Origin of the sequence: Chryseobacterium sp. VAUSW3 (assembly GCF_002205795.1) — a bacterium.
GTDB classification, from domain to species: Bacteria; Bacteroidota; Bacteroidia; order Flavobacteriales; family Weeksellaceae; genus Kaistella; species Kaistella yananensis.
On record NZ_NIUY01000001.1, the window covers coordinates 910932 to 933319 of the forward strand.

Sequence of the window (22388 nt, forward strand, 5' to 3'; positions counted from 1 at the left end):
ATTCTAAAAACCGCACTTTATGCGATATCATTTATTTCTTCGAGATCCTGTTTTTTGCCCATTCCTTCTTCATCGTAAACCTGAATTCTTGAACTTACATTGAGGATAATTCCCAGCTGTATGTAAGTAACGAGCATCGATGTTCCACCGTAACTGATTAATGGTAAAGGCTGTCCTGTAACCGGAATTAGATTTACCGCCACGGCAATATTCACTGAAAGCTGTACGAAGATCATAATTCCGAGACTCAGCACAAGTAAACTGCCGAAAAACGCCGGCATTTTACTGGCAATCATCACGATTCTGATGATCATGATGAGATAGAGTGAAATAAGTACCAAAGCGCCGATAAATCCATATTCCTCAACAATAATCGCAAAAATAAAGTCGGAGGCAGATTGTGGCAGCATTTGCTTCAGTGCACTTTTTCCAGGTCCCATTCCTGCAATTCCACCGTGTACGATGGCAGCTTTCGCCTGCATTACCTGATAATTTTTGGCTTTGTCGATTTCGTTTTCCAGCTGATTTTCCTTTTTGGAATTCATGAAAACTTCTACACGGCTCATCCAGGTATGTACCCTGTTGTTTTCGATCAAATCGGTTTTCAGCGCGACAAACATGAAAATCCCAATAGCCAGTGAAGCGATTCCGACAAATCCGAAAATGTATTTTTTACTGAGCTGCCCTATAAGCATTACGGCCAGTGAAACGATGAGGATCATTAAAGCTGTAGATCCGTTATCCTTTGCTACCAGGCCAAATACGAGAAGAACCGGCCCGAAAATAAATAGAATATTTTCCCAGGTGTGGCGCTCTCTTTTAATTTTTTTGGTTAAATATCTGCACAGGTAAATGATAAGTAACAAATAAGCGAACGACGACGGCTGGAAGGAAATCGGCGTACCAGGGATTTTCAGCCACCGTGAGGCTGAAGCACCATCAATAGTTTGGCCTGCAAACATCGTTAATCCAAGCAGGAGAATCATAATGGCCAATAAAATACTGCTCAGTTTACCGATGTGTTCGTATTTTACTACTCCAACGCCACGCATGATCGCCAGACCCAGCACTACAAAAAATGTGTGCTTAATTAAATGCGAAGTCGTGGTGCCGCTGTTTACAATATATTCCAGATTCGAACTTGCGGAATAGACAGGGAACACCGAAAAGAACGAAATCAGTAAGATTACGCTCCAAAGGACTTTGTCGCCTTTCAATAATTCGAATTTGTTTTCTGTTTCCTGCATTTTTGCGTCCCGTTTGGGGTGTTATTTTAAAACTTCTTTTTTAAATTTATTTCCGCGGTCTTCATAATTTTCGAATAAATCGAAACTTGCACAACATGGTGAAAGCAATACGGTGTCGCCGCTTTTTGAAAGAGATTTTGCTGTTTTCACAGCGTCTTCCATGCTGGATGTACTGTAGATTAATTCTTTCTTTTCTTTGAAAAAATCGATGATTTTTTGGTTGTCGAGCCCTAAACAGACAATTGCTTTTACCTTGCGTTTTACCAGATCTTCGATTTCGGTGTAGTCGTTTCCTTTATCTGTACCACCAACAATCCATACGGTAGGCTGTTTCATGCTTTCCAAAGCATAATAGGTCGCATTTACATTGGTAGCTTTGCTGTCGTTGATAAACCTTACGCCGTTAATTTCGGCTACCTGCTCTAACCGGTGTTCTACTGCTTGGAATGTGGTTAAGGAATTCCGGATGCTCTCATTGCTTATTTTAAGTATTTTACCAGCGATTGAAGCTGCCAGGCTGTTGGCAACATTATGGTTTCCTACCAATGCCAATTCGTCGATTTTCATCGAAAATTCGTCGTGAAGTTTTACCACCATTTTATCTTCGGTGAGATAACCGCCTTCTTTGAGTTTTTCTTTCAGTGAAAAAGGAATCATTTTGGCTTTTATTTCGAGTTTTTCGAGAAGATTCATGCTCATTTCATCATCTTTGTTATAGATGAAGAAATTATCATTCTCCTGATTATCAGCAATTCTGAATTTTGCCAAAGCGTATTCTTCGTAATTGTAATTGTACTGATCCAGGTGATCCTGACTCAAATTCAACAACAGGGAAATATAAGGCCTGAAATTCTGGATATCGTCGAGCTGAAAAGAACTTACTTCCAGAACGTAATAATCAAAATTTTCATCAGCAACCTGTTTTGCAAAACTTTTACCGATATTGCCGCCTAAACCTACCTTCAAATCATCATTTTTCAGAATATGGTAAATCAGTGACGTTGTTGTTGTTTTGCCGTTGCTTCCGGTAATCGCGATGATTTTGGCATCGGTAAATTCAGAAGCAAATTCAATTTCAGAGGAAAGCCGGATTCCTTTTTTGTTGATTTTCGAAATGATCTCAGCTTTTTTAGGAATTCCCGGTGATTTTATGATCCAGTCGGCTGCAAGAATTCTATCTTCATCGTGTTTTCCTTCTTCATATTCAATGCCGGCATCGAGCAAAAGCTTTTTGTAGTCTTCCTTAATCAGACCTTTGTCTGAAAGAAAAACCTCCAAGCCTTTTTTCTTTGCTAAATATGCTGCACCAAAGCCGCTTTCTCCGCCTCCTAAAACAACTATTTTCATTTTTTTGTTTTTTATTGACAAGTCAATCTGTCGCTATCTCACTTTTAAAGTAATTAAACAGATAATCGCAAATAGAACCCCGATAATGATCATTCGGTTCACGATTTTGCTCTCGTGATAACCTTCTTTTTGGTAATGATGGTGGAGGGGCGACATTTTGAAAAGTCTGTTATTCTGGGCATACTCAAGCCCATATTTTCTTTTTCTGTATTTGAAAACTGCCACCTGAAGCATCACAGAAATATTTTCGACAACGAAAATACCGCATAGCACAGGGATCATAAGTTCTTTTCTCAGGATGATGGCTAAAACAGCAATTATGCCGCCCAGCATTAAACTGCCTGTGTCGCCCATAAATACCTGAGCCGGATAGGTATTGTACCAGAAAAAACCAATCACCGCACCCACGAGGGCCAGAGCGAAAATGGTAGCTTCACCCATATTCGGGAGGAACATAATGTTGAGGTAGTCTGCAAAAATAATATTCCCGGAAATGTAGGCAAAAAAGGCCAGTGTAAGCAGGATGACGACACTTGTTCCCGCAGCAAGTCCATCGATGCCATCTGTAATATTGGCGCCGTTGGAAACCGCAGTTACTATGAAAATTACCATTGGAATAAAAACGATCCAGGCCCATTCGTGGGCATCTTCGGGACTCATCCAGAAGAGTATTCCGCTGTAGTCGAATTCATTATTTTTAACGAAAGGTACTGTGGAAACGGTAGCTTTTTCCGTAGGCATGAAGTTTTTTTCAATGTTGTTACGGTTGATTTCTTTGGCGTCAGCATATTTTCTTTTTACCGTAACATCGGGATGAAAATACATGAGCACTCCCACGATCAATCCCAAACCAACCTGTCCGATCACTTTGAATTTTCCGCTTAAGCCATCTTTATTTTTCTTTATTTTCTTCAGATAATCATCAATGAAACCTATAACGCCCATCCACACCACCGAAACGATGAGTAATAGAATGTAAATGTTCATTATTTTGGTGAAGAGTAAAACCGGAATCAGGGTAGCCAGAATGATGATGAGTCCTCCCATTGTTGGCGTGCCTTCTTTTTGCTTCTGTCCTTCTAAGCCCAGATCACGAACCAGTTCCCCCATCTGCTGTTTGCGGAGGTAATTGATGATTTTTTTTCCGTAAACCAAAGCGATAATTAGTGACAGCAAAACCGCCATTCCTGCACGGAAAGAAATAAATCTGAACATACCGAGTCCCGGAACGTGAACCCCGATGCTGGTAAAATATTCGTAGAGATAGTATAACATTTTCTTTGGTTTTCGGTTAATAATTTAATTTTCGCAAATTATTTCGACATTAATTTTGCGAGTTCCATAATGGTTTCTTTATCATCAAAATGATGTTTTACGCCATTGATTTCCTGATAATCTTCATGCCCTTTTCCGGCAAGAAGGATGATGTCTCTCGGTTCCGCAAATTTAATCGCCATTTTTATGGCTTCTTTACGGTCGGGAATCGAGGTGTATTTGCTGAAATTCTGCGGTTCCACACCTGCTTCAATTTCTTTGATAATTGCTGCCGGATCTTCAGTTCTTGGATTATCGCTTGTGATGATGGCCAGCGTTGATTTTCTTGTTGCAATTTTGCCCATTTCGGGACGTTTTGCATGATCACGGTCACCGCCACAGCCGAAAATCGTAATAAGTCTTTCGTTTTTTGTGCGGATATCGTTGATGGAATCTAAAATATTTTCGAGTGCGTCGGGCGTGTGCGCATAGTCGATAACAAAGAAAATTCCGCTGTCGGATTTCAGGGTTTCGAAACGTCCCTTTACTTTTTTCAGCGTTGAGATGGCTTTCAGTATATCTTCTTCATGAAAACCGCTTTCGATGGCAACTGCATAAGCCAGCAGCAGGTTGTAAACATTGAATTTCCCGGTCAAGGTGGTCCAGAATTCTCTACCGCCAAAATTCAACAGCATCCCATTGAAGTCTGCTTCCAGAATTCTGCCGTGGTAATTTGCCATGGTCTTCAGCGCGTAAGTTTTTTGCGTTGCTTTTGTATTCTGAAGCATCACAGTTCCGTTTTTGTCATCAATGTTGGTGATGGCAATGGCTTCCGGATTCAGGTCATCAAAAAACCTTTTTTTGGTTTTGAGGTATTCGCTGAAGGTTTTATGATAGTCTAAATGATCGTGAGAAATATTGGTAAATCCAGCAATTTTAAAATTCAGACCTTCAGTTCTGTTCTGGTGAATTCCGTGCGAAGAAACTTCCATAAAGGCATATTCACAGCCCACTTCAACCGCTTTTGCCAGCAATTGATTTAAATGTACAACATCGGGCGTGGTGTGCGTTGACGGAATGATTTCGTCTGCGATTCGGTATTCAACCGTTGAAATTAAAGCAGATTTAAATCCTAAATTCTTGAAAATATCGAACAAAAGGGTAGTAACCGAAGTTTTCCCGTTCGTGCCTGTAATTCCAATCAAACTGAGTTTTTCTGAAGGATTTCCGTAAAAATTTGAAGCCAGCTGACCCAAAGTTTTCGAAGCATCTTTCACCTGAATGTAAGTGATTTCTGGATAAAGATTCTCTGGCAGAACTTCGCAAACAATCGCTATGGCACCTTTTGCGATGGCCGCATGAATAAAAGAATGTCCGTCGGCAACCGTTCCTTTCACCGCGACATACAGTGAATCTTCCACAGCTTTCCGGCTGTCGAAAACGATTTCCGAAATCTCCGGGTTTTTACGTCCGGAAATTTCAAGTACGGGGATTCTGTTCAATAATGCTTCTAAATTCATTTTATATTTCAGGGACAAGCCTTGCAGCCTGTTCCAGTTTTTTTAATTCTGTAAACTCAGGTAAATTCTTTGGTTTTTCTTAATCGTGGTGCCTTCCAGCGGAAACTGTTCTTTAATGCGTCCAACACCTTTGTAATCAACTCTATAGCCTTGGTTTTCAAGTTGGGGAATTACGTTTTTCCCGATGAGTCCTACTACTTTCGGCATCTGTTTACCTGTGACAGCGATTTTTTCGGTTCGTTCCACCATTTTGCTGAGATCAACTTTTTTGTCAACCAGCATTTCTCTTTCAATATTTTGCGGCGTTTTCAGGAAGGTTTTTCCTGCAATTTCTTTAAAAACCGGCGCGGCTACAGTTGATCCGTAATAACTTTTAGATTTATCTGGCTGATTAACCATCACAATGCAAGTATATTTGGGATTGTCGGAAGGGTAGAATCCGGCAAAACTCGCCTGATATTTTGCGGGACCGGGTTTCCAGTACTCGAATCTTGCGGTTCCCGTTTTTCCGGCCATTTTCAGGTTCGGGGTGAAAATACTTCTTGCCGTACCTTTTTCAACAGCTTTAGTCAGCGCGTTGGTCATCATTGTAATTGCTTTTTCAGAAGCCATTTTTTTAACCATAACTTCTGGTTGAGCGGAATACAGAATCTGCCCGTCTTTCATGATTTTATCAATGAAAAGCGGTTTCAGCATTTTACCTTTGTTGGCGATTCCGTTATAGAATGTGGTAAGCTGCAGCAGATTGAATCGTGAGGAGTAACCATAAGAAAGTGAAGCCAGTGTCGCAGCGTTCCATCTTTTGTTTTCTGGGGTTACAATGAAAGGTTTGGTGATTCCGGGAAGCTCAATGTCCATTTTTTCGAACATTTTCCATCTTTTTAAGTGATCCAGAAAAACCTGTGGTTTATCGGCGTAGTATTGGGTAATGAGTTTCGCTGACCCTACGTTGCTGGATTTTGCCAGAACATCGGCTATTTCATAAACTCCACCGCCATGACCGTCGGAAATTCTCTGCTTGGCATACGTCCACACGCCATTTCCAACATTTACTGTGGTGTTTTCATCAATAAAACCATCATCCATTGCGGCTAACAGAGACACCGTTTTGAAGGTTGAGCCAGGTTCTGTGGCGTCTTTAAGTGCGTAATTATAGGAATCCACATACATTCCGGGTTCGGTACGCTTTAGGTTGACCATTGCTTTCACTTTGCCTGTAGCGACTTCCATTACCAATACAGAACCGTGGTCTGCATCGAAATTGATGAGTTGCTTTTCGAGAGCCGAATGTGCAATATCCTGAATTCTTAAATCAATCGTGGTGTAAACATCCTGGCCGTCTACAGGTTCCTTAACTTTCCAGTAATCAATGGGTTTCCACTGGCTGGAGTTTACACGCTGCTCCAGGCGGGTTCCGTTGACTCCTGTCATGTATTTGGAGAAGGCGCCTTCCAAACCAGATTTTGTAACGCCGTTGTCCATCCCAATGGTGCCGGCACCGATCTGTGTGGTGGCGAGTTCTCGTTTAAAATTCCGGTCTACGATAAATCCACCGCGGTTTTTTCCTTTTTTGAAAATCGGGAACTTACGGATTCGGTCGTACTCATCGAAATCGAGACCTTTTACCAAAGAATAGTATTGGTTATTTGCTTTTTTCTGCTGATCGAGCCTGTCTCTGAAATAACTTCGTGGCTTTCCGAACATTTTGGAAAGAGAATCGGTAAGTGCGCCAATGTTGTTGGAGTAAACTGTATCTTTTATTGTTTTGAAATCGAGAAAAACATCGTAACGCATTACCGTAGTGGCGAGAATGGAACCGTCGGCAGCATAAAGATTTCCGCGCGCAGCTTTTAAAGTAGCTTCACGGTAGTTTTTACTGATGTAGTCGTCTTTAATTTCCTGAACATTAGTGTTTTGAAGAATAAGAATCCGGCCTAAAAACACCACAAAAAGGATGAAGGCTGCCCCGGCAAAAAGGTAGCCCCATCTCAAAGTTTTTGAGCGCTTATTTTCGAATTCATTGAGTACTGCCATCTGTACTGTCTAATTTTATCAATAATTTGTGTGGGTGGTTTTCCAGAGATAAAAGGGAATCTTCCACCATTTCCTTGCCCAGTTCCGATTCCAGTTTTACTTTAATCAGTCTGCTTTGGGCGTATGCGTTTCTCGATTTATATTCTTCGGTCTGTTCTTTTAATTCATTTACCAATTCAATTTTTTTACTCACCAAATGGTTACTGTAAATCATAATCATCAAAAGCAGAAAAATCAGCAGAAAGTACCGGTAATGAATTTTCACTTCATCACGGTTCAGAAAATTCCCCTTTATGATGTCAATAAAGGTTAATTTTTTCTGGGGGCGGTATGTTTGTTTTTTTGCCATTGATCTGATGAATGTGATCACTCATCTTTAATTTATATTTTTATTCCAACCCGCATTTTTGCACTTCTTGCACGGGAATTTTCTTCTATTTCTGCGTGATCCGGCACAATTGCCTTGCTCTGAAGCAGATTAAATGCTTTTGCATAATTTCCGTAGATATCGCGCTCGGGTTCACCCTCGAACATGCCGTTCTTCAGAAAACGCTTTACCAGTCTGTCTTCCAGAGAATGATATGAGATTACGACCAGTCTGCCTTCGGGTTTCAATATTTTATATGCCTGAAGGAGCATTTCTTTTAGCACCTCCAACTCCTGATTTACTTCAATTCGGATGGCCTGAAAAACCTGTGCGAAAAACTTATTCTGTTTGAATGCCGGGATGTAGCTGAAGAGTTTTTTCAGATCCTCTGTGGTTTCAATAGGTTTTATTTTTCTATGGTGCACAATTTCGCGCGCCAGTTTTCTGGATTCCCGTAAGTCTCCGTAATAGTAAAAAATATTGGCGAGCTGTTCTTCTTCGTATTCGTTAATGATTTTTTTGGCGTCCAGAACCTGCATCACATTCATCCGCATATCCAGCGGTGCATTGCTTCTTGTAGAAAAACCGCGTTCTGCTTCATCAAACTGATGGGACGATACGCCTAAATCTGCCAGAATTCCGTCTACCTTATTAATACCATAAACCAGTAGAGAATTTTCTAAAAACCTGAAATTCTGATTGATGAGGGTAAATCTTTCGTCTTCAATAGTGTTTTTTAGTGCGTCCAAATCCTGGTCAAAACTGAAAAGCCTGCCTTTCGGTGAAAGTCTTTTCAGGATTTCCCGGGAATGCCCACCACCACCGAAAGTAACATCAACGTAAATTCCGTCAGGATTCGTTACCAAATCATCAACACTTTTCTTCAGCAAAACCGGATTGTGATACATTCTGTATTATATTAAGGTGAAGTGGCCGCTGCACACTACGTTTTGGAATAATTATTCTTCCTGATCATCAAAACTGATGTCTCCCATTACCTCTTCGGCAAGTTTCGCAAAATCTTCTTCCGAAGTGGCAATTACCGCTTCATAAGCTTCTTTGTCCCAAATCTCGAAAAGCGAGCCGGCACTGGTAATCACAATTTCTTTTTTTAGATTTGCAAAAAGGGTTAAATCTTTAGAAATCTGTAATCTGCCTGCGTTATCGGGTTCTACAGTTTTCAGGCCCGCGGTAAACTGGCGGATGAAATCTGCATTTCTTTTCTGGAAGCGGTTCAGCTTATTAATTTTTTCCATCAGTTTTTCCCAACCCGACATTGGATAAACCTCGAGGCAGGATTGGAATACGGAACGCTTGACTACAAAAGAATCTCCGCCAAAATTCTCCATCTGTTTTACCAGTGATGAAGGGAGTTTTAGGCGACCCTTGTCGTCGATTTTACATTCATATGTGCCGATGAAATTCTTCATTTGGGACAAATTTATATAAAAATTTCTAAAAGCTCCCACTTTTTCCCACTTTTTGACTTAATGTTAATAAGTTTTGATTAGTAATACTAAACGGCTGATTAAAAAGAAGTTAACATATTATTGGATTTCTGAAAAATAAATTGAAAAACTCTCATCTTTTTCTTTGAAATTTATTTTTATTATAAATTCATTCATGTAAATAATAGTTGGTCTTTAATTTGTATTTTTGCAGTGCTTAGTAAGCATTTCTATGAGATTTATTACGAAAAAAGAAAAAAAATACTCTTTCATTGAGGCTGGAGAAGGTCACCCGCTGATTCTTCTGCATGGATTAATGGGAGGTTTGAGTAATTTTGATAAAACGGTAAAATATTTTTCCGAACGCGGGTACAAGGTCTTTGTACCGGTGCTTCCTATTTATGACTTACCGGTTTTGCACACCAATCTTACTACAATTGCAAAATATGTCGCCAAATTCATCGAAGAAAAAACCGATGAGCCAGTAACGATCGTAGGAAATTCCATGGGTGGACATATTGGACTGATCCTTACGCTTGCCCGCCCAGAGCTTGTTGCCAACTTAGTCTTAACAGGCAGTTCGGGTCTGTATGAAAGAACTTTCGGTGACAGTTTTCCACGCAAATCTGATAAAGAATATATAAGGAAGAAAACAGAAGAAGTCTTCTATGACCCGGCTGTAGCCACAGACGAATTGGTAGATGAGGTTTTTGCTGTAGTGAATGATAGAATGAAGGGAATAAAAACAGTAATGCTTGCCAGAAGCGCAATAAAGCACAACATGCTGCACGATTTACCGAAAATTAAAACACCTGTTTGTTTAATCTGGGGCAAAGATGATAACGTGACACCACCTGATGTAGCAGTAGATATGCATAAATTCTTACCAAATTCTGATTTATACTGGATCGAAAAATGTGGTCACGCCGCCATGATGGAAAAGCCGGATGAGTTTAACGAAATCCTTTACAGCTGGCTGAAGAAAATAGAAAAATAAAATGGAGGTTTTTAACTTCCATTTTTTATTTAATTAAATTTGAAAAAAATAATAAAATGACTATCAAGACAGCAGAGTTTATAAAAAGCAGCGGAAGATGGCAGGATTGCCCGGAAGCTGTGCTGCCGGAATATGCTTTTATCGGAAGGTCTAATGTTGGAAAATCTTCGCTAATCAATGCAATGCTGAATCATAAAGACCTTGCCAAAACATCGCAGACTCCTGGAAAAACCCAGTTAATCAATCATTTTATAATCAACGAAGCGTGGTATCTTACCGATTTGCCAGGTTATGGGTACGCCCGTGTTTCGAAAAGTATGAGAAAAGATTTCGAAAAACTGATTAACAATTATATATTGAACCGAAAAAATCTTGTCAACCTTTTTGTGTTGGTAGATGTACGACATACACCACAGAAAATTGACCTTGAATTTATAGAATGGTGTGGCGAGAACGGAGTTCCTTTCTCCATTGTATTTACAAAAGCGGATAAACTCAAACCAAACGCCGTACTGGCTAATGTAGAAGATTACAAAAAGGAACTTCTGAAAACATGGGAAGACCTGCCTGAAATTTACATAACATCGGCGGAGAAAAAAGAAGGAGGCGACGCAATTTTGAAATTCATCGCCGAAACTAACGCATTTCTGGAAAACAATAAAGTAAACTTTCAGTAATGCAAACGATTCATTGGAAAATTAAATCTTTCACAGAACTTTCAGTGACGGAATTATATGAAATTTTAAGAATCCGGCAGGCTGTATTTGTTGTTGAACAGACATGTGATTATTTGGATGCTGATGGTTACGATGATAAAGCAGTGCATCTGTGGGCCGAGACTAACGGCGAAATTTTAGCTTACTGCAGACTTTTCGATTCAGGAATTAAATATAAGGAAGCATCTATAGGTCGTGTTTTAACGAATTCCAACTACAGAAATCTGAGGTTGGGGAAAACGCTTATGAAATTTGCACTTTTTATTATTGAAGCCCGATTTCGTGCAGGAGATGTAAGAATTTCTGCACAGGATTATCTTTTAAAGTTTTATTCGGAATTTGGATTTCAGGATACCGGCAAAAAATATCTGGAAGATGATATTCCTCACACGGAGATGTTAAAATCTTATAAATATGTCTAAATTTTTCTTTTAAGTTCTTTAAAACAAGATTCACTATTTAGCATCAAAATTATCTTTAAGGTAAAAAAATGGCAATATAGTTTGTGTATTATTTGGGATTTGTATAATTTTACAAAAAATCATTAAACTTTAAAGATTATGAAAAAAATTTTACTCACTGGCTTTGCGCTAGTTTCTATGCTATCTCAGGCTCAATCTTGGGTTCCTCAGGGAACCAAATTCCCTCTGAATTTTGGTGTTGATGAGATTGATATTGTAGATGCAAACACGGTATGGATATTTGCATACGACGGCTCCGGAGCCGGAACTTATCCTAAAATAGTTTCGCGTACTACAAATGGCGGCACTACGTGGACTGCTAACAATATCACTGGCCCAGGATCAAATACTCTTGTGTCCGATTTGTCAGCTATTGACGGAAATACCGCATGGGTAGTAACCGCACCGGCTTCAGCAGGAACTAATGCCAACAGAATCTGGAAAACTACAAACGGAGGTACTAGCTGGACGCAGCAAACCGTAGGCTATACCTCTGGTTCATTTGCGAATCATATTTACTTCTGGGATGCAAATAATGGATGGACAAGTGGTGACCCATTAAACGGGAAATTCGAAATGTTCAAAACATCTAATGGAGGTTCAACATGGACGGCAGTGCCTGGCGCGCCAGTACCTGTAAACGGTGATGATTTTACTTACGTTGGTCTTAAGGAAGTTGTTGGTGATAATATATGGATTGGTACCAGCGTAGGCCGAATTCTGCACTCTCCCGATAGAGGAAACACCTGGACCGGAAACTACAGCCCCGTGCTTGACTTTGGTGGAGTAATTACTTCCGGATCTTCTGGAGCCTTTGCTTTTAAAGATGCTAATAACGGACTTTTACTAGCAGTGGACGGAGCTGACTCTCCTACTACATTATCTGCCGGTCTCTATTCAACAACTGACGGAGGGGTAACATGGGATCCAGTTACACCCAACGGGACATGGTTCTTCGGTGATATTGCCTATGTACCTGGTACAGCTAATACCTATGTAACAACTGGTATCAACTCTGCTGCAGCACAAGGTACCGGATCTGCCTATTCTACTGACGGAGGTTTAAACTGGACAATCATTGATAATATCCCTGGAATAGACGGGGGACAAAGAGGGAAGGTATCTTTCCTTAATCCTACAACCGGCTGGACAGGATATTTCTCTGATGGACCTTCAGGAACTCAGGGAATCTTCAAATTCAGTGGAAACTTGGCACTTGGGGTTTCTGATAACGCAGTTAAGTCTAACTTAAAAGTTTATCCAAACCCGGCAACTGATATCGTAAATATTTCTTCTAACAAGAAGATTGAGAACATTACAGTTATTGATATGACCGGTAAAAAAGTTCAGTCCTTTAAAGCAGGTAACCAGATCAATGTCTCTTCTTTAGCTAAAGGAACTTACATTCTTCAGGTATATTACGGAGAAGGTGCTGTAGAAAACACTAAACTTATCAAAAAATAGTTTTTTAAATACTATAATAATTAAGGAATGGATGAGGTTACTCATCCATTTTTTTTTTAGAAAAGCTGTATTTGAAATGATTTTCATAAATTAGCCTACTAAATAATTTTATAAATGAAAAGAATTTTTTTACTGCTCACATTCATGATGAGCTTTGTACAGTTAAGAGCCGATGAAGGGATGTGGCTGATGACAATGATCAAGAGACTTAACGGTGTTGACCTTAAAAAGCAAGGTCTGAAGCTTACTCCTGAAGAAATTTATTCTGTCAACAATTCCAGCCTGAAAGATGCAATTGTGCAGTTCGGTGGTGGTTGTACAGCCGAGATGGTTTCTAAAGAAGGTTTACTCTTTACAAATCACCACTGTGGATACGGACAAATCGCTGCACTTTCAACTCCGGAAAAAGACCATTTAACCAATGGGTTCTGGGCCATGAAAAAAAGCGAAGAACTCCCTGCAAAAGGCCTATCGGTAAGATTTTTGGTGAGAATGGATGATGTTACCAAGCGTATTAACGATAAGCTTAATAACAATATGTCTGCAGACCAAAGAAAAGAAATTATCGATGCAGAATACAAAGCAATCCAGACTGAAAATTCAGAAAACGGAAAATACAGCGTTGTGGTTAGAGATTTCTTCAACGGAAACGAGTTTTATTATTTCGTTTATCAGGATTTTAAAGATGTAAGATTGGTAGGGACACCTCCAAACGCTTTAGGTAAATTCGGTGGTGATACCGATAACTGGGAGTGGCCAAGGCATACCGCAGATTTCTCTGTATTCAGAGTATATGCAGATGCAAACGGGAATCCGGCTGAATATTCTCCGAACAACGTTCCCATGAAGCCTAAGCACGCGCTTCCGATTTCACTTAAAGGTTATAAACCTGGCGATTTCGCTATGATTGTTGGTTTCCCTGGAAGAACAAACAGATACCTTACCTCTTTCGGAATCGAGCAGATGGTAAATAAAGATTATCCGGCTTGGGTTGAAGCTTCAAAACTTGCCATGGATGTTATGAAAAAGTATATGGATGCAGATCAGGCAACGAAGCTTAACTATGCTTCCCAATATGCTTCTGTGGCAAATTACTGGAAAAACCGACAGGGTACCATCGACGCCGTGATTAAAAACGGAACAATCAGCGGTAAAAAAGATTTGGAAGCCAAATTCATGAAATGGGCAATATTACCTGCAAACGAAGTAATGTATTCAGGAGTATTGGATAATATCAAAGCCAATTATGCGCAGTTCTCTAACAGAAACGTTGAAAGAAATTATTCTTCACAACTTCAGAGAAACGCAAAATATATCCCGGTGGCCTACCAGTTAGGTTCTTTATTGAAAACCTATGCAGATCAGGATGCCAACGGAAAAGCTGCGATGAAAAGCAAAGTTACCGATGCAATCGATAGGATGTACGACGGATTCAATCCTAAGCTTGAAGGAGAAATGCTGAATTCAATGGTCAACCTTTACCAACAGCGAGTTAGTAAAAACGATGCGTCCGCTACCCTAATGGCTGCTGATGCGAAAAACCTTTCAACACTTGCGTTTTCTTCAATTTTCGCAACCAAAGAATCTGCTTTGAATTTTGTAAACAATCCGGACCGGTTGAAAATCGACGCAGATCCACTTCTGAAACTGGCAAACGGATTCTATACAGACCAAAAATTAGCAGGTGATAAATATGCTAAAGTAGATGAAGCTTTCGCTAAAAACAGCAGAATTTTCTTAGACGGATTAAGAAAATCCCAGCCGGATACCGTATTCTATCCGGATGCGAATTCTACGATGAGACTTACTACGGGATCTATTGATACACTGCCTGTAAGAAGCGACCGTAATTATGGAGGAATTAACGAAAAGAACAACTATTACACAGAAATTAACGGAATGGTTGCGAAATACAAAAAAGGAGATGAGGAATTTGATCTTCCACAGGATTTCCTTGATTTGGTGAAGAGAAAAGACTTTGGCCAGTATGCAGACAAAAAAGGTTTCATGCCGGTAAATTTCCTTTCTAATAACGATATTACAGGAGGTAACTCAGGTTCACCAATTCTTAACGGACATGGCCACTTAATCGGTCTTGCGTTCGACGGAAACAGCGAAGCCCTTAGCGGTGATATCATCTTCGACCCTAAACTTCAGAAAACCATCAACGTTGATGTAAGAATGGTTCTTTGGATCATTGAAAAATACGGTAAAGCAGGTCACCTGATCAGTGAAATGACTTTAGTAAAATAGGTGTTTTCTAAACACACGGAAGCCTGCTGATTTTTCAGCAGGCTTTTTTATATTTATAAAATTAAAAAATGCGCAATGAATTTTGAAAACTTTGAAAAAGAAGAAAAGATAATTGATTTGATGAAAGCAAATTTAGTCGGGCTGAAATACTTCGCATTATTTGCTGTATTATTTGCCACACCGTTTTATCTGATCTGGAAGGGCAATTTTTCGAGCATATTGCTGAATATAGATGGCGTTTTACTTCGGGGGTTTGCTCCTCTTATTGCTTTTTTTGGCGGAATCATCGTTCACGAACTGATCCACGGGTTTTTCTTTGCGAAATATGCCCAAAACGGTTTTAAGTCTGTGAAATTCGGGATTTTAATGAAAATGCTGACGCCTTATTGCCACTGCAAAGAACCACTGCAGATAAAACATTATATCATCGCTTTGCTGGCACCGCTGTTAATTCTTGGAATAATACCATCAATTATCAGTTTGTTCATTGGAAATATTGATGTGCTGTTATTCGGAATTTTTTTCTCAGGTGCCGCTGCTGGAGATATTATGATTTACCATTTGATAAAAAAAGAAAATCCTGAAGACTATGTTCAGGATCATCCGACAGAAGCTGGTTGCACCATCTTCAGACATCAATAAAGCGGAGAATTTTCTCCGCTTTATTATTATTCAGTATCCGCTTCCAGCATTCCAAGCTCGCCGTAATGTTTTTTGAATTTGGCAATCTTCGGCCCAACTACAGCGCTGCAGTAAGGCTGCGTAGGATTTGCATTGTAGTATCCTTGATGATACTGCTCTGCCGGCCAGAATTTCTCGAATTTTGCCAGTTCTGTAACATATTTTCCTTTCCATCTTTCTGAGGCTTCTGAGGCTTTTAACGCAGCTTCAGCTTTCTGTTTTTCAGCCTCTTCCTTATAGAAAATCACCGACCGGTATTGGGTTCCGATATCGTTTCCCTGTCGGTTCAGCTGAGTAGGATCGTGTAGGAAAAAGAAAACATCCATCAGCTGTTCGTAAGAAATAATTTTTGGGTCGTAAGCAATTTGTACCACTTCAGCATGCCCGGTTTCGCCAGTGCAAACTTCTTCATACGTCGGGTTCGCTTTATGTCCTCCGGAATATCCTGAAATTGCGGCATCCACGCCTTTCAGCATATTGAAACAACTTTCTACACACCAAAAACAGCCGCCACCGAAGGTGATATATTCTAAATTCTGTTTATCCATTTTCTGATTTTTTGTTAAAGGTTTCTTCGTCTCCTGGCCGTTGCAGGAAAACAAAATAAGACCCATCAAAAATACTAAAATCTTATTCATTTTTTAATAACGTATTTCTATCATAAAAATTTTAATTTATAATGATGGTTAATGATGAATTGAGGTTAAAAAGCTCAAATTTCAGATCTGCAATTTCACAAATGAGCTTCCAAGCCCAAATTTGATCCTTTTACCACCAAAAATGGGCCTCTTAACCCCAAACATGAGGCTCTGAACCCCAAACATGAACCTCCCAACCCCAAATTTGAGCCTTAAAGCCGCAAATTTTCGGTAAACAACCTAAACCATGAGCGATGGAACCTCAAAAGATTAATTTGGTAAATCCAAATAAGAAAAAACATCCCGATAGTGAGATGTTTTAATATCATTAAATCAGTTTTATTTTACTTTTCCCATACCAAAGCGCTTGCGCCTAGTATCGCTGCGTCAGCTTCGTCTAGTTCACTGAAAACTAACTTAACCTTATTTCTGAAAATTGGTAAAAGGTTGCGCTCCATGTGGAGTTTGGTAGGTTTTAAGATAAAATCTCCTGCTTTTATTACCCCACCGAAAAGAAGAATGGCTTCCGGAGAAGAAAACATCACGAAATTTGCTAATGCTTCCCCTAATTTTTGTCCGGTATATCGGAAAACTTCGATGGCAGTTGGATCGCCTTTTTTTGCACATTCATGGACAACAAGAGAATTAATTTCTTCTTCAGGATATTGATTCAGCATAGAATCTGGAAATTCTGCACGCATTTTTTTGGCGGTAATCGCGATTCCTGTCGCCGATGCATAAGCTTCCAAAGAACCTTCGGAACCGGTACTCCAATGTTTCCTTCCGCCGGGTTTTATGATGGTATGCCCCAATTCTCCTGCAAAACCATCGTGTCCGTATATTAAATTTCCACCGGAAATAATTCCGCTTCCAACTCCTGTTCCCAATGTCATCATGATGAAATCTTTCATTCCTCTTGCTGCGCCAAACATCATTTCGCCTAGTGCTGCAGCGTTGGCATCGTTGGTCATTTTGCAGGGAAGTCCGAATTTTTTAGTCATGAGTTCTGCAAATGGAATAATACCTTTCCAGCGGAGGTTCGGAGCCTGTTCGATGGTTCCTGTATAATAATTTGCGTTGGGAGCACCCACACCAATACCGTCGAGTCTTGTTTGGTTGCTGTGTTTCTTCATCAAAGGCGACATTTTATTGTATAAAGCATCGATGAAGTCTTCAACTTTTTCGTATTCATCGGTCTTGAGGCTGCCTTTTTCAAGAATTTCTCCGCGGTGGTTCACAAAGCCATATTTGGTATTGGTTCCTCCAATATCGATTCCTAAAGCAATCTGTTTTGACAAGTCTATTAGTGCCATTCAAAAAAAATTTAGACTTTAAAAGTACAACAAATTCACATTACGTTAACAAAAAAACTTCCCCAAGAATGGAGAAGTTTAATGATATTATTCAGTTGCGCTGCTTATGCTGGAATTTCGCCTTTGTATAAAAAGGAAACGATTTCTTTGTTTACCCTTTCTACCATTTCGCTGAAAAGATAAAAAGATTCCTGCTTATAAATCACCAACGGATCTTTCTGTTCGTAAACCGCACCTTGTGAAGAACGTCTTAAGTCATCCATTTCTCTCAAGTGAAGCTTCCAGTTTTCGTCGATGATGGCAAGTGAAATGTTTTTCTCGAAATCATTGATTAAAGAATCACATTTAGTTTCGTACGCTTCTTTCAGATCGGTCACGATGGTCATGGTTTTTATACCATCGGTAAACGGAACCTGAATCATTTTGAACATGGATCCCTGATTCTGGAAAACATTCTCGATAATTGGGAACGATTTTTCTTTCAGAAGTTCAAGCTTCATTCGGTAATCTTCTGTAGCCGCCTTGAATACGATATTGGTAAGCTCGGGAACCTGTTTTGTCTTGAATTCGTTTTCAGAAACCGGTGCTTCCATGGTGAAATATTTGATGATTTCGTACTCGAATTCTTTATAGTCGTTTTCAAGTTTTGTTTTACTTACGATAGATTGAGCCACGTCGAAAATCATGTTCGAAATATCGTATTTCAAGTGATCACCGAACAGTGCATTCTTTCTTCTTTTGTAGATTACGTCGCGCTGTTTGTTCATTACGTCATCATACTCCAAAAGTCTTTTTCGGATGCCGAAGTTATTTTCTTCTACTTTTTTCTGTGCTCTTTCGATGGATTTCGAAATCATGCTGTGCTGAATTACTTCACCTTCTTTATGACCCATTCTGTCCATCATTTTCGCGATTCTCTCAGAACCGAAAAGACGCATCAGGTTATCTTCAAGAGAAACGTAGAACTGCGAGCTACCAGGATCTCCCTGACGGCCGGCTCTACCTCTTAACTGACGGTCAACACGTCTGGAGTCATGTCTTTCTGTACCGATGATGGCAAGACCACCATTGGCCTTCACCTCACCCTGTAGTTTAATGTCGGTACCACGACCTGCCATGTTGGTGGCGATGGTTACAACGCCTGGCCCACCTGCCATTGCTACAATTTCTGCTTCTTTTGCGTGCAGTTTTGCGTTCAGTACGTTGTGCTGAATTTTTCTCAACTGAAGCGCTCTGGAAAGCAACTGAGAAATTTCTACTGAGGTTGTACCTACAAGAACCGGTCTTCCTGCAGCGGTTAATCTTTCAATTTCTTCAATTACAGCATTATATTTTTCGCGGTTTGTTTTGAAAACAAGATCCTGCTTATCATCACGAAGAATCGGGCGGTTTGTGGGAATTACCACTACATCGAGTTTGTAAATCTGCCAAAACTCGCTAGCTTCTGTTTCTGCAGTACCGGTCATCCCCGCAAGTTTATTGTACATCCTGAAGTAATTCTGCAGGGTAATGGTTGCAAAGGTTTGCGTGGCAGCCTCGATTTTTACATTTTCTTTCGCTTCGATGGCCTGGTGAAGTCCGTCGGAATAACGGCGCCCTTCCATAATACGGCCAGTTTGCTCGTCGACGATTTTTACCTCGCCGTCGATTACAACATACTCATCGTCTTTTTCGAACAAAGTGTAGGCTTTCAGTAATTGGCTTAACGTATGAACTCTTTCAGATTTTACAGCAAACTCGCTGAATAGTTTTTCCTTCGCTTCGAATTCTTCTTCTTTGCTCAGGTTTTTTGATTCAAGTTCTGCGATTTCAGTACCGATATCATTTAATACGAAGAAGTCTTTGTCTTCGTTTCCTGCGGACATGTATTCAACCCCTTTATCGGTAAGATCGATCTGATTGTTCTTTTCGTCGATAACAAAGTAAAGGTCCTTGTCAACCTTCGGCATATCGCGGTTGTTATCGGCCATATATTGCCCTTCAGTTTTCTGAAGAAGCGCTTTGTTTCCGCTTTCGGAAAGGAATTTAATTAAAGGTCGTGATTTTGGTAATCCTCTGTAAGCCTGAAGTAATTTAAAGCCGCCGTCTTTGGTATTTCCGCTGGCGATAAGTTTTTTGGCTTCATTGAAGATAGCTGAAACCGTTTTTTTCTGAATTTCTACAATTCTGTCGACCGATGGTTTCAATACATCAAATTCCTGACGGTCACCTTGTGGAACCGGACCTGAAATAATCAACGGAGTTCTTGCATCATCAACCAAAACGGAGTCTACCTCATCCACAATCGCAAAGTTCAGTTCACCCTGAACGAGTTCGGTTGGAGAAGTAACCATGTTATCTCTCAAATAATCGAAACCGAATTCGTTGTTGGTCCCGTAAGTGATACTGGATTGGTAAGCTTTTCGTCTTGCATCGGAATTAGGCTGGTGAAGGTCGATACAGTCGATGGTTAATCCATGGAACTGGTAGAGTGGACCCATCCACGCGGAGTCACGTTTCGCAAGATAATCGTTCACAGTAACTACGTGAACACCTCTTCCCGGAAGTGCGTTAAGGTAAATCGGTAAAGTTCCCACGAGGGTTTTACCTTCACCGGTTGCCATTTCGGCAATTTTACCGCTGTGTAGTACCACACCACCGATAAACTGTACATCGTAATGTACCATATCCCAAACAACCGGAGTTCCTGCTGCATCCCAACGGTTTTTCCAGATGGCAATGTCGCCTTGAACTTCAACGAAATCTTTTGTTGCAGCAAGCTCTCTGTCGAGTTCTGTTGCAGTTACACGGATTTCGCCGTTTTGGGCAAGTCTTCTGGAAGTTTCTTTTACGAGGGCAAATGCTTCAGGAAGGATTTCGTTGAGCACTTTCTCTTCTATTTGGTAGGATTCTTTTTTCAGTTGTTCCACTTTCGAAAAAAGTTCTTCCTTTTCATCAACATTCGAAGAATTTTTGATCTGTTCCTTAATCTGTTCAATCTGGGAAGTGATTCCGGCTGTAGCAGTCTTTATTTTCTCTTTGAATTCTGCCGTCTTGTCGCGTAAACCGTCATCAGTAAGTTCCTGAATTTTTGGCTCAACAGCTTTTATTTTGGCCACCACTTTTTTTACTTCTTTCAGGTCGGTCGTGTTTTTATCGCCCAGAAAACCTTTAAGAACTTTGTCTATAAAACCCATAGTATTTGCGTTCGGCTGCCTGCGCGTGCATTCAGCCATTTTAAGATTTTAATTTTTTAGAATTTTTCTAAAATATAAAAAACCGGCTGCAGATAGCCGGCTGCGTTATTAATATTCGTCTTCGTTCCACAGGAAGTCGTCGTCTGTAGGATAATCGCTCCAAACTTCTTCAATGGATTCATAAACTTCACCTTCGTCCTCGATCGCCTGAAGATTTTCAACAACTTCCATTGGTGCGCCGGTTCTGATGGCGTAATCAATAAGTTCGGCCTTTGTCATCGGCCAAGGTGCGTCGCTTAGATAAGAAGCCAGTTCTAATGTCCAATACATATAATTAATTTTTTGCAAAAGTATAAAATTAGGCGACATAAAAAAGAGATTTTGTCGCTGAGTTTCAATAAACTTTGATTTTTATTTCAAAATTTTTCATGAACCATTTCTCAAAAACCATTCCACAAACTTTTTTATGCCATTTTGGAATCTTGTGGTTGGATGATAGCCTATTAATGTCTTCGCTTTTGTAATATCTGCATTGGTTTTATGTACATCGCCAGGTTGCATGGGCAGTATTTTTTTTCGCGGTTTTATTTCCAGATTTTCTTCAATGCCGGCAAGCATTTCTTCGAGGGTAATCACTTCATTTTCACCAAGATTAATGATTTCATACACTTTTTCATTCTTATCCAGATACTGAATTGATTTCTGGATGCCATCAATAATGTCATCTATATAGGTATAATCTCTGGAGGTGGAACCGTCGCCGTAGAAGGGGATTTCTTTGTTTTCACTCATCAATTTCGTGAATTTGTGAATGGCAAGATCGGGTCTCTGCCGCGGACCGTAAACCGTGAAAAACCGGAGGTGAATCATATCGATACCATAAAGATGATGATAAACATGGCCAAGAATTTCAGTGCATTTTTTTGTCGCAGCATAGGGTGAAATCGGCCGGTCTACATTATCGGTTTCGGAGAAAGGAATTTTGATGTTGTTTCCGTAAATGCTTGAGCTTGAAGCTGAAATGAATTTATTAATTTTAAATTCCTTACAAATTTCCCAAAGATTCATGGTGCCTTTCACGTTCACTTCTTCGTATTCCAACGGGTTTTCTATGGAAGGTCGCACGCCGGCCAGCGCTGCCAAATGAATTACACCATCAATTTTATGTTTGGCCAAAATTTTTTCGAGTCCTTCCTTGTCCCTAATGTCTTGATAATAAAGCTGATAATGCTTGGTGGAAGTTTCAAAAATAAGCTTCTGGATATCGTGCTCTTTATTGTGGAAGGAAAACTCAAAAGGTTTACCGACAGATTCCAGAGTATTCCGGATTTTTATCCTATAATCATAAAAATCATCAAAATTGTCAATATTAATGACAGAATGTCTGTTTTTTAATAATTGCTCTACCAGGTGCGAACCGATAAAACCGCTTCCTCCGGTAACTAGATATTTCATCTTTGGTTTTATTTAGT

At 40.0% G+C, this 22388-nt stretch carries 19 protein-coding genes; 6 read left to right on the top strand and 13 right to left on the bottom strand.

All coding sequences use genetic code 11. From position 1 onward, the window contains the following. Positions 1-17: 17 nt before the first annotated feature. The 8 genes from CDW55_RS04105 to mraZ are packed head-to-tail and all read right to left on the bottom strand — an operon-like array spanning position 18 to position 9199. On the bottom strand, positions 18-1247 hold the full coding sequence (locus CDW55_RS04105) for an FtsW/RodA/SpoVE family cell cycle protein (protein WP_088468435.1): 1230 nt from the start codon (positions 1245-1247) through the stop codon (positions 18-20). 21 nt (positions 1248-1268) lie between these two features. Further along, entirely contained in the window at positions 1269-2594 is a 1326-nt protein-coding gene (murD, locus tag CDW55_RS04110) for a UDP-N-acetylmuramoyl-L-alanine--D-glutamate ligase (RefSeq protein ID WP_088468701.1), read from the bottom strand. A 33-nt stretch (positions 2595-2627) separates the two neighbouring features. Beyond that, positions 2628-3869 (bottom strand): phospho-N-acetylmuramoyl-pentapeptide-transferase, encoded by a 1242-nt coding sequence (mraY, locus tag CDW55_RS04115; protein WP_088468436.1) that lies wholly within the window; start codon positions 3867-3869, stop codon positions 2628-2630. 38 nt (positions 3870-3907) lie between these two features. Then, complete coding sequence (locus CDW55_RS04120) at positions 3908-5368, bottom strand: UDP-N-acetylmuramoyl-L-alanyl-D-glutamate--2,6-diaminopimelate ligase (protein WP_088468702.1); 1461 nt, start codon at positions 5366-5368, stop codon at positions 3908-3910. Between the two features lie 42 nt (positions 5369-5410). Continuing rightward, positions 5411-7402, bottom strand: coding sequence for a penicillin-binding transpeptidase domain-containing protein (locus CDW55_RS04125; protein WP_088468437.1), 1992 nt, complete (start codon positions 7400-7402; stop codon positions 5411-5413). Then, entirely contained in the window at positions 7386-7751 is a 366-nt protein-coding gene (locus CDW55_RS04130) for an FtsL-like putative cell division protein (protein WP_088468438.1), read from the bottom strand. Before CDW55_RS04130 ends, CDW55_RS04125 begins: the two co-directional genes overlap by 17 nt. Before the next feature lie 32 nt (positions 7752-7783). Further along, a complete protein-coding gene (rsmH, locus tag CDW55_RS04135) occupies positions 7784-8677 on the bottom strand; it encodes a 16S rRNA (cytosine(1402)-N(4))-methyltransferase RsmH (RefSeq protein WP_088468439.1) in 894 nt (297 codons plus the stop codon). A 51-nt stretch (positions 8678-8728) separates the two neighbouring features. Further along, positions 8729-9199: a division/cell wall cluster transcriptional repressor MraZ gene (gene mraZ / locus CDW55_RS04140; protein ID WP_088468440.1), complete on the bottom strand. Its 471-nt coding sequence runs from the start codon at positions 9197-9199 to the stop codon at positions 8729-8731. 250 nt (positions 9200-9449) lie between these two features. Between mraZ and CDW55_RS04145 the strand changes: the two genes are divergently transcribed. From CDW55_RS04145 to CDW55_RS04170, 6 genes are all read left to right on the top strand, one after another. Continuing rightward, positions 9450-10214 carry an alpha/beta fold hydrolase gene (locus CDW55_RS04145; protein ID WP_088468441.1) on the top strand — a complete coding sequence of 255 codons (765 nt, stop codon included), beginning with the start codon at positions 9450-9452 and terminating at the stop codon, positions 10212-10214. Between the two features lie 56 nt (positions 10215-10270). After that, positions 10271-10891 carry a ribosome biogenesis GTP-binding protein YihA/YsxC gene (gene yihA, locus CDW55_RS04150; RefSeq protein WP_088468442.1) on the top strand — a complete coding sequence of 207 codons (621 nt, stop codon included), beginning with the start codon at positions 10271-10273 and terminating at the stop codon, positions 10889-10891. Further along, positions 10891-11352 carry a GNAT family N-acetyltransferase gene (locus CDW55_RS04155; RefSeq protein WP_088468443.1) on the top strand — a complete coding sequence of 154 codons (462 nt, stop codon included), beginning with the start codon at positions 10891-10893 and terminating at the stop codon, positions 11350-11352. Before yihA ends, CDW55_RS04155 begins: the two co-directional genes overlap by 1 nt. A gap of 138 nt (positions 11353-11490) precedes the next feature. Next, positions 11491-12855, top strand: a complete 1365-nt coding sequence (locus tag CDW55_RS04160; RefSeq protein WP_088468444.1) for a T9SS type A sorting domain-containing protein — start codon at positions 11491-11493, stop codon at positions 12853-12855. A gap of 114 nt (positions 12856-12969) precedes the next feature. Then, entirely contained in the window at positions 12970-15108 is a 2139-nt protein-coding gene (locus CDW55_RS04165) for a S46 family peptidase (protein ID WP_088468445.1), read from the top strand. A gap of 75 nt (positions 15109-15183) precedes the next feature. After that, a complete protein-coding gene (locus CDW55_RS04170; protein WP_088468446.1) occupies positions 15184-15750 on the top strand; it encodes a DUF3267 domain-containing protein in 567 nt (188 codons plus the stop codon). 26 nt (positions 15751-15776) lie between these two features. Here the strand turns inward: CDW55_RS04170 and msrA are convergent, their stop codons facing one another. From msrA to CDW55_RS04195, 5 genes are all read right to left on the bottom strand, one after another. Beyond that, positions 15777-16427, bottom strand: coding sequence for a peptide-methionine (S)-S-oxide reductase MsrA (gene msrA, locus CDW55_RS04175; RefSeq protein WP_088468447.1), 651 nt, complete (start codon positions 16425-16427; stop codon positions 15777-15779). Between the two features lie 344 nt (positions 16428-16771). Next, positions 16772-17740 carry an ROK family protein gene (locus tag CDW55_RS04180; protein WP_088468448.1) on the bottom strand — a complete coding sequence of 323 codons (969 nt, stop codon included), beginning with the start codon at positions 17738-17740 and terminating at the stop codon, positions 16772-16774. Positions 17741-17844: 104 nt separating this feature from the next. Continuing rightward, positions 17845-20916, bottom strand: a complete 3072-nt coding sequence (gene secA, locus CDW55_RS04185) for a preprotein translocase subunit SecA (protein ID WP_088468703.1) — start codon at positions 20914-20916, stop codon at positions 17845-17847. A gap of 108 nt (positions 20917-21024) precedes the next feature. Then, positions 21025-21246 carry a DUF2795 domain-containing protein gene (locus tag CDW55_RS04190; protein ID WP_088468449.1) on the bottom strand — a complete coding sequence of 74 codons (222 nt, stop codon included), beginning with the start codon at positions 21244-21246 and terminating at the stop codon, positions 21025-21027. A gap of 96 nt (positions 21247-21342) precedes the next feature. Then, positions 21343-22371 (bottom strand): GDP-mannose 4,6-dehydratase, encoded by a 1029-nt coding sequence (locus CDW55_RS04195; RefSeq protein ID WP_088468450.1) that lies wholly within the window; start codon positions 22369-22371, stop codon positions 21343-21345. Positions 22372-22388 lie beyond the last annotated feature (17 nt).

What these genes read in the sequence shown, in the direction of transcription:
- CDW55_RS04155 (WP_088468443.1), top strand. Translation starts at nt 10,891, where the DNA reads ATGCAAACGATTCATTGGAAAATTAAATCTTTCACAGAACTTTCAGTG.
- CDW55_RS04125 (WP_088468437.1), bottom strand. Translation starts at nt 7,402, where the DNA reads ATGGCAGTACTCAATGAATTCGAAAATAAGCGCTCAAAAACTTTGAGA.
- CDW55_RS04190 (WP_088468449.1), bottom strand. Translation starts at nt 21,246, where the DNA reads ATGTATTGGACATTAGAACTGGCTTCTTATCTAAGCGACGCACCTTGG.
- CDW55_RS04120 (WP_088468702.1), bottom strand. Translation starts at nt 5,368, where the DNA reads ATGAATTTAGAAGCATTATTGAACAGAATCCCCGTACTTGAAATTTCC.
- msrA (WP_088468447.1), bottom strand. Translation starts at nt 16,427, where the DNA reads ATGAATAAGATTTTAGTATTTTTGATGGGTCTTATTTTGTTTTCCTGC.
- CDW55_RS04195 (WP_088468450.1), bottom strand. Translation starts at nt 22,371, where the DNA reads ATGAAATATCTAGTTACCGGAGGAAGCGGTTTTATCGGTTCGCACCTG.
- CDW55_RS04180 (WP_088468448.1), bottom strand. Translation starts at nt 17,740, where the DNA reads ATGGCACTAATAGACTTGTCAAAACAGATTGCTTTAGGAATCGATATT.
- rsmH (WP_088468439.1), bottom strand. Translation starts at nt 8,677, where the DNA reads ATGTATCACAATCCGGTTTTGCTGAAGAAAAGTGTTGATGATTTGGTA.
- CDW55_RS04160 (WP_088468444.1), top strand. Translation starts at nt 11,491, where the DNA reads ATGAAAAAAATTTTACTCACTGGCTTTGCGCTAGTTTCTATGCTATCT.
- CDW55_RS04170 (WP_088468446.1), top strand. Translation starts at nt 15,184, where the DNA reads ATGAATTTTGAAAACTTTGAAAAAGAAGAAAAGATAATTGATTTGATG.
- murD (WP_088468701.1), bottom strand. Translation starts at nt 2,594, where the DNA reads ATGAAAATAGTTGTTTTAGGAGGCGGAGAAAGCGGCTTTGGTGCAGCA.
- yihA (WP_088468442.1), top strand. Translation starts at nt 10,271, where the DNA reads ATGACTATCAAGACAGCAGAGTTTATAAAAAGCAGCGGAAGATGGCAG.
- CDW55_RS04105 (WP_088468435.1), bottom strand. Translation starts at nt 1,247, where the DNA reads ATGCAGGAAACAGAAAACAAATTCGAATTATTGAAAGGCGACAAAGTC.
- CDW55_RS04130 (WP_088468438.1), bottom strand. Translation starts at nt 7,751, where the DNA reads ATGGCAAAAAAACAAACATACCGCCCCCAGAAAAAATTAACCTTTATT.
- mraZ (WP_088468440.1), bottom strand. Translation starts at nt 9,199, where the DNA reads ATGAAGAATTTCATCGGCACATATGAATGTAAAATCGACGACAAGGGT.
- secA (WP_088468703.1), bottom strand. Translation starts at nt 20,916, where the DNA reads ATGGGTTTTATAGACAAAGTTCTTAAAGGTTTTCTGGGCGATAAAAAC.
- CDW55_RS04145 (WP_088468441.1), top strand. Translation starts at nt 9,450, where the DNA reads ATGAGATTTATTACGAAAAAAGAAAAAAAATACTCTTTCATTGAGGCT.
- CDW55_RS04165 (WP_088468445.1), top strand. Translation starts at nt 12,970, where the DNA reads ATGAAAAGAATTTTTTTACTGCTCACATTCATGATGAGCTTTGTACAG.
- mraY (WP_088468436.1), bottom strand. Translation starts at nt 3,869, where the DNA reads ATGTTATACTATCTCTACGAATATTTTACCAGCATCGGGGTTCACGTT.